Below are 13,224 nucleotides of genomic sequence, written 5' to 3'. Positions count from 1 at the left end.
GCACAGTGCTCGCGCGCTGTGCCGCATGCCCGCCCGGCTCCGGTGACAAGCCTAAAGCGTGAGCTCGGGAGAGTTACTCGCCCTTGGCCTTCGCGATGATCTCCTCGGCGACGTTCCGCGGAACCTCGGCGTAGGAGTCGAACTGCATCGAGTAGCTTGCGCGACCCGAGGTCTTGCTGCGGAGGTCTCCGACGTAGCCGAACATCTCCGAGAGGGGCACGAGGCCCTTCACGACGCGAGCGCCGCTGCGCTCCTCCATGGCCTGGATCTGGCCACGGCGGGAGTTGAGGTCGCCGATGACATCGCCCATGTAGTCCTCGGGCGTGGTGACCTCGACGGCCATCATCGGCTCGAGGAGCACGGGAGAGGCCTTGCGGGCACCCTCCTTGAACGCCTGCGAACCGGCGATCTTGAAGGCCAGCTCCGAGGAGTCGACCTCGTGGTAACCACCGTCGAGAAGGGTGACGCGGACGCCGACCATCTCGTAACCGGCCAGGATGCCGAACTGCATGGCTTCCTGAGCGCCCGCGTCCACCGAGGGAATGTACTCGCGGGGGATGCGGCCACCGGTGACCTTGTTGACGAACTCGTAGGAGGCGTCGCCACCCTCGATGGGCTCGAGGGCGATCTGCACCTTCGCGAACTGGCCGGTACCACCAGTCTGCTTCTTGTGCGTGAAGTCGATGCGCTCGACGGCCTTGCGGATCGTCTCGCGGTACGCGACCTGCGGCTTGCCGACGTTCGCCTCGACGCGGAACTCGCGCTTCATGCGGTCGACGAGCACCTCTAGGTGGAGCTCGCCCATACCACCGATGATGGTCTGGCCGGTCTCCTCGTCGGAGTGCACCTGGAAGGAGGGGTCCTCCTCCGAGAGGCGCTGGATGGCGACACCCAGCTTCTCCTGGTCACCCTTGGACTTGGGCTCGATGGCGACCTGAATGACCGGCGCCGGGAAGTCCATGGACTCCAGGATGACCGGGTTCTTGTCGTCACACAGCGTCTCACCGGTGGTGGTCTGCTTCAGGCCCATGACGGCGACGATGTCGCCGGCGCCCACCGAGGGGATCTCCTCACGCTTGTTCGCGTGCATGCGGTAGATCTTGCCGATGCGCTCCTTCTTGCCCTTGACGGAGTTCAGCACCGCGGTGCCGGCCTCCAGGCGACCGGAGTAGATCCGGACGAAGGTGAGCTTCCCCAGGTGCGGGTCGCTCGCGATCTTGAACGCCAGGCCGGAGAACGGCTCGTCGTCCGAGGGCTTGCGCTGGATGACCTTCTCCGGGTCCTTCGCGTCGTGGCCCTCGATGGCCTCGACGTCCAGGGGAGAGGGCAGGTAGCGCACGACCGCGTCGAGCAGGGGCTGGACGCCCTTGTTCTTGAACGCGGTGCCACAGAACACCGGGGTGACGGTGACGGAGTCGGCACTGCCCTTCGACGCCAGGGTGATGCGGCGGATCGCCTCGTGCAGCTGCTGCTGGTCGGGCTCCGTGCCCTCCAGGTACAGCTCCATCATCTGGTCGTCGTTCTCGGCAACAGCCTCAAGAAGCTTGGCGCGCCATTCGTCGGCGGCCTCCTTCTGGGCATCCGGGATCTCGATGATGTCGTACATCTCGCCCTTGGGCGCGTCCTCCGACCACACGAAGGCCTTCATCGACACCAGGTCGACGACGCCCCGGAAGTCGGCCTCGGCGCCGATGGGGAGCTGCATGACGAGCGGCACCGCGCCCAGGCGGTCGACGATCATGTCGACACAGCGCAGGAAGTCGGCACCCGTGCGGTCGAGCTTGTTGACGAAGCAGATACGCGGCACGCCGTAGCGGTCCGCCTGACGCCAGACAGTCTCGGACTGCGGCTCCACACCCGCGACACCGTCGAACACGGTGACGGCGCCGTCGAGGACGCGGAGCGAACGCTCCACCTCGACGGTGAAGTCGACGTGACCCGGGGTGTCGATGATGTTGATGGTGTGGTCGACATCGTTGAGCGGCCAGTGGCAGGTCGTCGCGGCGGACGTGATCGTGATGCCGCGCTCCTGCTCCTGCTCCATCCAGTCCATCGTGGCGGAACCCTCATGGGTCTCGCCGATCTTGTAGCTCACACCGGTGTAGAAGAGGATCCGCTCGGTGGTGGTCGTCTTCCCCGCGTCGATGTGGGCCATGATCCCAATGTTGCGGACCTTGGCCAGGTCAAGCGAAGTGGTGGCCATAAGGCTCAGTCTTCTCTCGGTCTCGATGGGGGTAACGACTACCAGCGGTAGTGCGCGAAGGCCTTGTTGGACTCGGCCATCTTGTGGGTGTCCTCGCGCTTCTTGACCGAAGCGCCGAGGCCGTTGGAGGCGTCGAGCAGTTCGTTCATGAGGCGCTCGGTCATGGTCTTCTCGCGGCGGGCGCGGGAGTAACCGACGAGCCAGCGCAGAGCGAGGGTGGAGGCGCGACCGGGCTTGACCTCGATCGGCACCTGGTAGGTGGCGCCACCGACACGGCGGGACTTGACTTCGAGCGAGGGCTTGACGTTCTCAAGCGCGCGCTTCAGCGTGATGACCGGGTCGTTGCCGGTCTTCTCGCGGAGGCCTTCCATGGCGCCGTACACGATCCGCTCGGCGGTGGAACGCTTGCCGTCGAGGAGGATCTTGTTGATCAGCGAGGTGACAAGAGGAGAGCTGTAGACCGGGTCGATGATGACCGGGCGCTTCGGGGCGGGGCCCTTACGAGGCATTCTTACTTCTCCTTCTTGGCGCCGTAGCGGCTGCGGGCCTGCTTGCGGTTCTTGACACCCTGGGTGTCAAGGGAGCCACGGATGATCTTGTAACGAACACCCGGCAGGTCCTTCACACGGCCACCACGCACGAGCACGATGGAGTGCTCCTGCAGGTTGTGTCCCTCACCCGGGATGTAGGCCGTGACCTCGATACCGGAGGTCAGACGCACACGCGCGACCTTACGGAGTGCCGAGTTCGGCTTCTTCGGGGTGGTCGTGAACACACGCGTGCAGACACCGCGACGCTGGGGCGAACCCTCGAGCGCGGGCGTCTTGTTCTTCTCGACCTTGTCCTGCCGGCCCTTCCGGACCAGCTGCTGGATCGTAGGCACTACTTCTCCGGTTTCTGTGTGCCGTTCGTGAAACTAACCTGGAACATCACCGACCCACGCGGTCGGGCGTGTCGAATACTGCAGGCTCCCGCCCTAGGGGCGGAAGTGGCGCAGATTGCGGTGGCCACTGACGAGCTCGCGGTGCGGTTGAGGACACGCACCGGAGCCCAGGCACACCCCAGGCACAAGGCTTGAGCGTACCTACCTCACGGAGCTGGGTCAAAACAAATGCTGTCCACCCCGACACGCCGGGTCCGCCGGCCATCGGCGAGGGGGCGCGGCGGAGCCCGGACTGGCGGCGCACACCCTTGCCGGATTCCGGCAGGCAAGCTGAGTGAAAACAGCCTGCTTACGGGCTGCCGCCGTACCCCATCATGCCGGACAATGCGGTCAGCCAACCAGCCAGGCCGGTCTGCGGACCGGCCTGGCCCAAGGAGGTCCCACGTGACAGCAGAGCACCGTGAGCCCGTGTCCCAGGCGCCGAGCGCCATCGAGACCGACGTCAGTCTGGCCGTCATCGAATACGGTGACGCCGCATCCGCCTACGCCCCGGCCATGACCGCCCCAGGGCTGCCGCAGTCCGTCGTCGACGACTACGCGATCGTCGTCGACGTCCTGGCCCTCGCCCGCAAGGTCCCGCTGCCCGACGTACCGCCCCTGCTCGCCGTGGGCACCCGCGCACTGCTGCGCGTCCACCACGCGCTGCTCGGCTGAGGACGAAGGACCGGGCGGCCACCCCGCTGAAGGGGGTGGCCGCCCTTTCGCGTGTACGGGGACGCGGGCGCCGGCCACCGGCCGCCGGGGAGCGGCCGTACCCCCTGTGTGCGTCCGCCTCAGCCACGTAGCCACACGCCTGAGGGCGGCCACCCCGTTGTGCACGGGATGGCCGCCCTCAGGCGTTCAAGCGACTCTCTTACTGGTTGTACGGACCGTAGTCGTAGTCCTCCAGCGGGACGGCCTGGCCGGAGCCGGTGCCGAACGGCGAGTAGTCGATGTCGTCGTAGCCGACGGCCGAGTACATCGCGGCCTTGGCCTCCTCGGTCGGCTCGACCCGGATGTTGCGGTAGCGGGACAGGCCCGTACCGGCCGGGATGAGCTTACCGATGATGACGTTCTCCTTGAGGCCGATCAGGGAGTCCGACTTGGCGTTGATCGCCGCGTCTGTCAGGACCCTGGTCGTCTCCTGGAAGGACGCCGCCGACAGCCACGACTCGGTGGCGAGCGAGGCCTTGGTGATACCCATCAGCTGCGGACGGCCGGAGGCGGGGTGACCGCCCTCGGTGACCACACGACGGTTCTCGGTCTCGAACTTCGACCGCTCGACCAGCTCGCCCGGAAGCAGCTCCGCGTCGCCGGACTCGATGATCGTCACGCGGCGGAGCATCTGCCGGATGATGATCTCGATGTGCTTGTCGTGGATCGACACGCCCTGCGAGTTGTAGACCTTCTGGACTTCGCCGACCAGGTGGACCTGGACCGCACGCTGGCCGAGGATGCGCAGCACGTCGTGCGGGTTGGTGGCACCCACGGTGAGCTTCTGGCCCACCTCGACCGGGTCGCCCTCGCCCACGAGCAGACGGGCACGCTTCGAGATCGGGAACGCCGTCTCGTCGCTGCCGTCGTCCGGGGTGACGACGAGCTTCTTGGTCTTCTCGGTCTCCTCGATCCGCACGCGGCCCTTGGCCTCGGAGATCGGGGCGACACCCTTGGGCGTACGGGCTTCGAAGAGCTCGACGACTCGGGGCAGACCCTGGGTGATGTCGTCACCGGCCACACCACCGGTGTGGAAGGTACGCATCGTCAGCTGGGTACCGGGCTCACCGATGGACTGGGCGGCGATGATGCCGACCGCCTCACCGATGTCGACCAGCTTGCCGGTGGCGAGCGAGCGTCCGTAGCAGAAGGCACAGGTGCCGACCGCGGACTCACAGGTCAGGACCGAGCGGGTCTTGACCTCCTCGACGCCGGCGCCCACCAGGGCGTCGATCAGGACGTCACCGAGGTCGACGTTGGCAGGCGCGATGACCTTGCCGTCCACCACGACGTCCTCGGCGAGCATGCGGGCGTAGACCGAGGTCTCGACGTCCTCCGTCTTGCGGAGCACGCCGTCGGCGCCCTTGACGGCGATCTTCAGCTTGAGGCCGCGGTCGGTGCCGCAGTCCTCCTCGCGGATGATCACGTCCTGCGAGACGTCCACCAGACGACGGGTCAGGTAACCCGAGTCGGCGGTACGCAGGGCGGTGTCCGCCAGACCCTTACGGGCACCGTGCGTGGAGATGAAGTACTCCAGAACGGTGAGGCCCTCACGGAAGGACGCCTTGATCGGACGCGGGATGGTCTCGTTCTTCGCGTTCGACACCAGACCACGCATACCGGCGATCTGCCGCATCTGCATCATGTTTCCTCGGGCACCCGAGTCAACCATCATGAAGATGGGGTTGGTCTTGGGGAAGTTCGCGTTCATCGCCTCGGCAACCTCGTTGGTCGCCTTGGTCCAGATCGCGATGAGCTCCTGCGTGCGCTCGTCCTTGGTGATCAGACCGCGCTCGTACTGCTTCTGGACCTTCTCGTCCTGCTCCTCGTAGCCCTTGACGATGGCCTTCTTGGCCTCGGGCACGACGATGTCGGAGATGGCCACGGTGACGCCCGAACGGGTCGCCCAGTGGAAGCCCGCCGCCTTCAGGTTGTCGAGCGTCGCCGCCACGATGACCTTGGGGTAGCGCTCGGCCAGGTCGTTGACGATCTCGGAGAGCTGCTTCTTGCCCACCGAGTAGTCGACGAACGGGTAGTCCTCGGGCAGCAGCTCGTTGAAGAGCGCACGGCCCAGGCTGGTCCGCAGCCGGAAGGTGTCACCCGGCTGGTACTCGGGCTCGCCCTCCTCGGCGACCGGCGGCACCCAGCCACGCGGCGGGATGGTGCCCACCGGGAAGCGGATGTCGACGGTGGACTGGAGCGCCAGCTCCCCGGCGTCGAACGCCATGATCGCCTCGGCCGTGGAGCCGAACGCGCGGCCCTCGCCCTTGGTGTCACGGAGCGTGCCGTCGGTGGTGAGGAAGAACAGCCCCAGCACCATGTCCTGGGTCGGCATGGTGACGGGACGGCCGTCGGCCGGCTTCAGGATGTTGTTCGAGGACAGCATCAGGATGCGGGCCTCGGCCTGCGCCTCCGCGGAGAGCGGCAGGTGCACGGCCATCTGGTCACCGTCGAAGTCCGCGTTGAACGCGGTGCAGACGAGCGGGTGGATCTGGATGGCCTTGCCCTCGACCAGCTGCGGCTCGAAGGCCTGGATGCCCAGGCGGTGCAGGGTGGGTGCACGGTTCAGCAGCACCGGGTGCTCGGCGATGACCTCTTCGAGGACGTCGTACACGACGGTGCGGCCACGCTCGACCATGCGCTTGGCCGACTTGATGTTCTGCGCGTGGTTCAGGTCCACCAGGCGCTTCATCACGAACGGCTTGAAGAGCTCCAGCGCCATGGCCTTCGGCAGACCGCACTGGTGCAGCTTGAGCTGCGGGCCGACGACGATGACGGAACGCGCGGAGTAGTCCACACGCTTGCCGAGCAGGTTCTGACGGAAACGACCCTGCTTGCCCTTGAGCATGTCGGACAGCGACTTCAGCGGACGGTTGCCGGGGCCCGTGACCGGGCGACCACGACGGCCGTTGTCGAAGAGCGCGTCGACGGCCTCCTGGAGCATGCGCTTCTCGTTGTTCACGATGATCTCGGGCGCACCGAGGTCGAGAAGGCGCTTCAGGCGGTTGTTGCGGTTGATCACGCGGCGGTACAGGTCGTTCAGGTCGGAGGTCGCGAAGCGGCCACCGTCCAGCTGCACCATCGGACGCAGGTCCGGCGGGATGACCGGCACGCAGTCGAGCACCATGCCCTTGGGCTTGTTGCTGGTCTGCAGGAACGCGGAGACGACCTTGAGGCGCTTGAGCGCACGGGTCTTCTTCTGGCCCTTGCCGGTACGGATGATCTCGCGGAGGCGCTCGGCCTCCTCGTCGAGGTCGAAGGACTCCAGGCGCTTCTGCAGCGCGGCGGCGCCCATGCAGCCGTCGAAGTACGTGCCGAAGCGGTCACGCAGCTCGCGGTAGAGCAGCTCGTCGCCCTCCAGGTCCTGGACCTTGAGGTTCTTGAAGCGGCTCCACACCTCGTCGAGACGGTCGATCTCGCGCTGCGCACGGTCGCGCAGCTGCTTCATCTCACGCTCGGCACCTTCGCGCACCTTGCGGCGTACGTCGGCCTTGGCGCCCTCGGCCTCCAGCTCGGCCAGGTCGGTCTCGAGCTTCTTGGCGCGGGCCTCCAGGTCGGAGTCGCGGCGGTTCTCGGTCTGCTGACGCTCGACGGAGACGTGTGCCTCCAGGGACGGCAGGTCGCGGGTACGACGCTCCTCGTCCACGAACGTGATCATGTACGCGGCGAAGTAGATGACCTTTTCCAGGTCCTTCGGCGCGAGGTCCAGCAGGTATCCGAGGCGCGACGGGACGCCCTTGAAGTACCAGATGTGGGTGACGGGAGCGGCGAGCTCGATGTGGCCCATCCGCTCACGACGCACCTTGGCGCGAGTGACCTCGACGCCGCAGCGCTCACAGATGATGCCCTTGAAGCGGACACGCTTGTACTTGCCGCAGTAGCACTCCCAGTCCCGGGTCGGACCGAAGATCTTCTCGCAGAAGAGTCCGTCCTTCTCGGGCTTGAGCGTGCGGTAGTTGATGGTCTCCGGCTTCTTCACTTCGCCGTGGGACCAGGTCCGGATGTCGTCCGCGGTGGCAAGGCCGATCCGCAGCTCGTCGAAGAAGTTGACGTCGAGCACTTGTCGTCAATCCCTCTTTCGGGGGTTCGAGCCCCCTCGCTCGGAAGCGAGGAAACGGGGCACTTCAGCAATGGTCTGAACGGGTCCGGGGAGAGCCGGCCGGATCACGGGGATCCGGCCGGCGAACCCGTCAGACCTCTTCGACGCTGCTCGGCTCTCGCCGGGACAGGTCGATACCGAGCTCCTCCGCTGCGCGGAAGACGTCCTCGTCCGTGTCGCGCATCTCGATGGACATGCCGTCCGAGGAGAGCACCTCCACGTTGAGGCAGAGCGACTGCATTTCCTTGATGAGCACCTTGAAGGACTCGGGGATGCCCGGCTCGGGGATGTTCTCGCCCTTGACGATGGCCTCGTAGACCTTCACGCGGCCGGTCACGTCGTCGGACTTGATCGTCAGCAGCTCCTGGAGGGCGTACGCGGCGCCGTATGCCTCCAGCGCCCACACCTCCATCTCACCGAAGCGCTGTCCACCGAACTGAGCCTTACCACCCAGCGGCTGCTGGGTGATCATGGAGTACGGACCGGTCGAACGCGCGTGCAGCTTGTCGTCGACCAGGTGGTGGAGCTTGAGGATGTACATGAACCCGACCGAGACCGGGTCCGGGAACGGCTCGCCGGAGCGGCCGTCGTACAGCTTGGCCTTGCCGGAGGGCTGGACCAGGCGGTCACCGTCGCGGTTGGGGATCGTGGCCTCGAAGAGGCCGGAGATCTCGTCCTCGCGCGCACCGTCGAAGACGGGCGTGGCGACGTTGGTGCCGGGGGCGACCTGGTCGGCGCCGATGGTCTGCAGGCGCTTGGCCCACTCGTCACCGAGGCCGGAGACGTCCCAGCCGCGGCTGGCGAGCCAGCCGAGGTGGATCTCCAGGACCTGTCCCGGGTTCATTCGGGACGGGACACCCAGCGGGTTGAGGATGATGTCGACCGGGGTGCCGTCCTCCAGGAACGGCATGTCCTCGATCGGCAGGATCTTGGAGATGACGCCCTTGTTGCCGTGACGGCCGGCGAGCTTGTCACCATCGGTGATCTTGCGCTTCTGCGCGACGTAGACGCGGACCAGCTGGTTCACGCCCGGCGGCAGCTCGTCGCCCTCTTCGCGGTCGAAGACGCGGACGCCGATGACCTTGCCGATCTCACCGTGCGGCACCTTCAGCGAGGTGTCGCGCACCTCGCGCGCCTTCTCACCGAAGATCGCGCGGAGCAGGCGCTCCTCGGGGGTCAGCTCGGTCTCACCCTTGGGCGTGACCTTGCCGACGAGGATGTCACCGGCGACGACCTCGGCACCGATGCGGATGATGCCGCGCTCGTCGAGGTCGGCGAGGACCTCTTCGGAGACGTTCGGGATGTCCCGGGTGATCTCCTCCGGGCCGAGCTTGGTGTCACGGGCGTCGACCTCGTGCTCCTCGATGTGGATCGAGGAGAGGACGTCGTCCTGCACGAGGCGCTGCGACAGGATGATCGCGTCCTCGTAGTTGTGACCCTCCCACGGCATGAACGCCACGAGGAGGTTCTTGCCGAGGGCCATCTCACCGTTCTCGGTGGCCGGGCCGTCGGCCAGCACCTGGTCGGCGATGATCCGGTCGCCCTCGGAGACGACGACCTTCTGGTTGACCGAGGTGCCCTGGTTGGAGCGCATGAACTTGGCGATGCGGTACGTGGTGTACGTGCCGTCGTCGTTCGTGACGGTGATGTAGTCCGCGGAGACCTCCTGGACCACACCGTCCTTCTCGGCCTTGAGCACGTCACCGGCGTCGGTGGCGCAGCGGTACTCCATGCCGGTGCCGACGAGCGGGGCCTCGGACTTGATCAGCGGCACCGCCTGACGCATCATGTTCGCGCCCATGAGGGCACGGTTGGCGTCGTCGTGCTCCAGGAAGGGGATCATCGCGGTCGCGACGGACACCATCTGGCGCGGCGAGACGTCCATGTAGTCCACCTCGGAGGCGGGGACGTAGTCGACCTCTCCCCCGCGGCGGCGGACCAGGACACGCGGCTCGGTGAAGCGCAGCTCGTCGGAGAGGGTCGCGTTCGCCTGGGCGATGACGAAGCGGTCCTCCTCGTCGGCGGTGATGTAGTCGACGTCGTCGGTGACCTGGCCGTCGACGACCTTGCGGTACGGCGTCTCGATGAAGCCGAACGCGTTGACGCGGCCGTACGAGGCGAGCGAACCGATCAGACCGATGTTCGGGCCTTCAGGGGTCTCGATCGGACACATGCGCCCGTAGTGGGACGGGTGCACGTCACGGACCTCGAAGCCGGCCCGCTCACGGGAGAGACCACCCGGGCCAAGAGCCGACAGGCGGCGCTTGTGGGTGAGACCCGACAGCGGGTTGTTCTGGTCCATGAACTGCGACAGCTGGCTGGTGCCGAAGAACTCCTTGATGGAGGCGACGACCGGCCGGATGTTGATCAGGGTCTGCGGCGTGATCGCCTCGACGTCCTGGGTCGTCATGCGCTCACGCACGACGCGCTCCATCCGCGCCAGGCCCGTACGGACCTGGTTCTGGATGAGCTCGCCGACGTTACGCAGACGACGGTTGCCGAAGTGGTCGATGTCGTCGGTCTCGACGACGATCTCCCGGCCCGACTCACCGATCGTCTCGGTCTCACCGGCGTGCAGCTTGACCAGGTACTTGATGGTCGCGATGACGTCGTCGGTGGTGAGCACCCCGGCGTCCAGCGGCTCATCGGCGCCGAGCTTCTTGTTCACCTTGTAGCGGCCGACCTTCGCGAGGTCGTAGCGCTTCGGGTTGAAGTAGAGGTTCTCGAGCAGCGTCTGAGCGGCCTCGCGCGTGGGCGGCTCGCCCGGACGCAGCTTGCGGTAGATGTCGAGCAGTGCGTCGTCCTGGCCCTGGGTGTGGTCCTTCTCCAGGGTGGCGCGCATCGACTCGTACTCGCCGAACTCCTCCAGGATCTGCTCGGTGCTCCAGCCGAGAGCCTTCAGGAGGACGGTGACGGACTGCTTGCGCTTGCGGTCGATGCGGACACCGACCATGTCGCGCTTGTCGATCTCCATCTCCAGCCAGGCGCCCCGGGAGGGGATGATCTTGGCGGAGAAGATGTCCTTGTCGGACGTCTTGTCGATGGAGGAGTCGAAGTAGACACCCGGCGAGCGGACCAGCTGCGACACGACGACACGCTCGGTGCCGTTGATGACGAAGGTGCCCTTGTTGGTCATGAGCGGGAAGTCGCCCATGAAGACCGTCTGGGACTTGATCTCGCCGGTCTCGTTGTTGGTGAACTCGGCCGTGACGAAGAGCGGCGCGGCGAACGTGAAGTCGCGCTCCTTGCACTCGTCGATCGAGTTCTTCGGGGGCTCGAAGCGGTGGTCGCGGAACGTAAGCGACATCGACCCGGAGAAGTCCTCGATCGGTGAGATCTCCTCGAAGATCTCCTCCAGGCCGGACTTGGTGGGGACGTCTTGTCCACTGTCCAGAGCAGCCTCGACGCGAGCCTTCCAGGCGGCGTTGCCGAGGAGCCAGTCAAAGCTCTCGGTCTGCAGCGCGAGGAGGTTCGGAACCTCGAGGGGCTCCTTGATCTTTGCAAAGGAGATGCGCAGCGGGGCGGTGCTGGCACCGTTGTTCGTATTCGCGGTCGAGGCGTTGCGCGAGGCGGCCAAGAGGGGGTCCTTCCGAGGGCTCGGACTCACTACGCGCGTACCGGTCCCACATTGGACATCCAGACATACCGTCCCGAGTCGGCCGAAAGGGCCGGGCTCGGAGAGGGTCGGTCATCGATGCTCAAAGCGTGGGCATGCCCCTGGTGACGGGCAGGAGGCAGCTAACAGGCAGCGCAAAGGGTCAGTGTAGCCAAGCGGCACACTGATGTCCAGTCGGGGTTCTCAGAGACCCACGTTGCTCTCAACAGCTGTTCTCAACTACCTCTGTGGCCGGCCCTCGCGCGGGGTGCGCTCTTCTTTACTGCCCTCTTCACCCTCGATCCATGCCTCGGATTCGGATCGAAGTGATGACGCGTCCTGAGAATTGCGCGCCTCGTGCCGTTCGTCAAGGCCCACCGGCCCCGACAAGCCCCCCGGAGCCCCTCTCCGGTCGCCGCCGGGGGCCCCTCGGGAGCCCCCTGAGCGCCCCGCGAGAGGCGCACGGCGAAGATCACCCTACTCGTCGACAGCGGAAGTTCAAGGCGGCCGCCACGGGTACGCCACAGGGCGACCACCCGGATGGGTGATCGCCCTGTGGTACGGGCGCATGACGCGCCCAGGGAGTCGGTGGACTCCCGAGGTGTTACTTGACCTCGACGGAAGCGCCGGCGGCCTTGAGGGACTCGGCAGCCTTCTCGGCGGCCTCCTTGGCGACCTTCTCGAGGACCGGCTTCGGGGTGCCGTCGACGAGGTCCTTGGCCTCCTTGAGACCCAGCGAGGTCAGCTCACGCACGACCTTGATGACCTGGATCTTCTTCTCGCCGGCGCCGGTGAGGATGACGTCGAACTCGTCCTGCTCGGCCTCGGCCTCGGCCGGGGCGCCGCCCTGGGCGGGACCGGCGACGGCGACGGCCGCGGCGGCGGTGACGTCGAACTTCTCCTCGAAGGCCTTCACGAACTCGGAGAGCTCGATGAGGGTCAGCTCTTCGAACTGCGCGAGCAGCTCTTCCTGGGACAGCTTCGCCATGACAGGCGTCCTTCCACTATTCGGCAGGTGCCGGATGTATATGTCGGCGGGCGTACGTGGAGCCCGCTGGACCGCTGAGCGAAATTACTCGGCGGCCTCGGCGGGAGCCGGCGTACCGGCACCGCCCTGCTCTTCCTTCTTGGCGCGAAGCGCTTCCGCGGTGCGGACGAACTTCGACGGCAGTGCCTGGAAGAGCTGCGCAGCCTGAGTCTGCTTGCCCTTGAAAGCACCGGCCAGCTTGGAGAGCAGAACCTCGCGGGACTCGAGGTCCGCGAGCTTCTTGATCTCATCGGCGGACAGCGCCTTACCGTCAAGGACACCGCCCTTGATGATGAGGTTCGGGTTGTCCTTGGCGAAGTCACGAAGACCCTTCGCCGACTCCACCGGGTCACCGGTGACGAAGGCAACCGCCGTCGGACCCGAGAACAGGTCGTCCAGCGTGTCGATCCCGGCCTCGTTGGCCGCAATCTTGGTCAGCGTGTTCTTCACCACGGCGTACTGGGCGTTCTCACCGAGCGAACGGCGCAGCTCCTTGAGCTGTGCCACGGTGAGACCCCGGTACTCGGTCAGCACGGCGGCGTTCGAGCTGCGGAACTGGTCCGTCAGCTCGGCTACCGCGGCAGCCTTGTCGGGCCTTGCCATGAGCGTCGGCCTCCTTCCGGGTGATGAGGACCGCTCAAAAGGGGCCGGGAAAGACGAAACG

Annotated in this window: 8 protein-coding genes; 1 reads left to right on the top strand and 7 read right to left on the bottom strand. The window is 66.3% G+C overall.

Going from position 1 to position 13,224, the window contains the following annotated elements; genetic code table 11:
* Window positions 1-73: 73 nt before the first annotated feature.
* Genes fusA through rpsL form a run of 3 tightly spaced genes read right to left on the bottom strand, consistent with a single transcriptional unit; the run spans window position 74 to window position 3,086 of the window.
* Complete coding sequence (gene fusA, locus AB0917_RS14820) at window positions 74-2,203, bottom strand: elongation factor G (RefSeq protein WP_366819913.1); 2,130 nt, start codon at window positions 2,201-2,203, stop codon at window positions 74-76.
* A gap of 38 nt (window positions 2,204-2,241) precedes the next feature.
* Window positions 2,242-2,712 carry a 30S ribosomal protein S7 gene (gene rpsG, locus AB0917_RS14815; RefSeq protein ID WP_003966970.1) on the bottom strand — a complete coding sequence of 157 codons (471 nt, stop codon included), beginning with the start codon at window positions 2,710-2,712 and terminating at the stop codon, window positions 2,242-2,244.
* 2 nt (window positions 2,713-2,714) lie between these two features.
* On the bottom strand, window positions 2,715-3,086 hold the full coding sequence (gene rpsL, locus AB0917_RS14810; protein ID WP_003948652.1) for a 30S ribosomal protein S12: 372 nt from the start codon (window positions 3,084-3,086) through the stop codon (window positions 2,715-2,717).
* 444 nt (window positions 3,087-3,530) lie between these two features.
* Here rpsL and AB0917_RS14805 point away from each other — a divergent pair, with 444 nt between their 5' ends.
* Window positions 3,531-3,800 (top strand): hypothetical protein, encoded by a 270-nt coding sequence (locus AB0917_RS14805; RefSeq protein ID WP_366819912.1) that lies wholly within the window; start codon window positions 3,531-3,533, stop codon window positions 3,798-3,800.
* A gap of 199 nt (window positions 3,801-3,999) precedes the next feature.
* On the opposite strand, the gene AB0917_RS14800 is transcribed toward AB0917_RS14805, so the two are convergent.
* The 4 genes from AB0917_RS14800 to rplJ form a co-directional block, all read right to left on the bottom strand.
* Window positions 4,000-7,899 carry a DNA-directed RNA polymerase subunit beta' gene (locus AB0917_RS14800; protein WP_366819911.1) on the bottom strand — a complete coding sequence of 1,300 codons (3,900 nt, stop codon included), beginning with the start codon at window positions 7,897-7,899 and terminating at the stop codon, window positions 4,000-4,002.
* A gap of 130 nt (window positions 7,900-8,029) precedes the next feature.
* Entirely contained in the window at window positions 8,030-11,515 is a 3,486-nt protein-coding gene (rpoB, locus tag AB0917_RS14795; protein WP_366819910.1) for a DNA-directed RNA polymerase subunit beta, read from the bottom strand.
* 622 nt (window positions 11,516-12,137) lie between these two features.
* Window positions 12,138-12,521, bottom strand: coding sequence for a 50S ribosomal protein L7/L12 (gene rplL / locus AB0917_RS14790; protein WP_137232475.1), 384 nt, complete (start codon window positions 12,519-12,521; stop codon window positions 12,138-12,140).
* Between the two features lie 84 nt (window positions 12,522-12,605).
* Window positions 12,606-13,163 carry a 50S ribosomal protein L10 gene (gene rplJ, locus AB0917_RS14785; RefSeq protein ID WP_007445921.1) on the bottom strand — a complete coding sequence of 186 codons (558 nt, stop codon included), beginning with the start codon at window positions 13,161-13,163 and terminating at the stop codon, window positions 12,606-12,608.
* Window positions 13,164-13,224: the final 61 nt, after the last annotated feature.

The sequence above is a fragment of the Streptomyces sp. NPDC007346 genome, from assembly GCF_040703535.1.
Classification (GTDB): Bacteria; Actinomycetota; Actinomycetes; order Streptomycetales; family Streptomycetaceae; genus Streptomyces.
Note: the sequence above shows the minus strand (reverse complement) of the source record. Positions and strands in the feature narration are given on the sequence as shown.

Bases quoted from the DNA above. Each gene is read 5' to 3' on its own strand.
- fusA (WP_366819913.1), bottom strand. From the start codon at position 2,203: ATGGCCACCACTTCGCTTGACCTGGCCAAGGTCCGCAACATTGGGATC.
- rpsG (WP_003966970.1), bottom strand. From the start codon at position 2,712: ATGCCTCGTAAGGGCCCCGCCCCGAAGCGCCCGGTCATCATCGACCCG.
- rplL (WP_137232475.1), bottom strand. From the start codon at position 12,521: ATGGCGAAGCTGTCCCAGGAAGAGCTGCTCGCGCAGTTCGAAGAGCTG.
- rplJ (WP_007445921.1), bottom strand. From the start codon at position 13,163: ATGGCAAGGCCCGACAAGGCTGCCGCGGTAGCCGAGCTGACGGACCAG.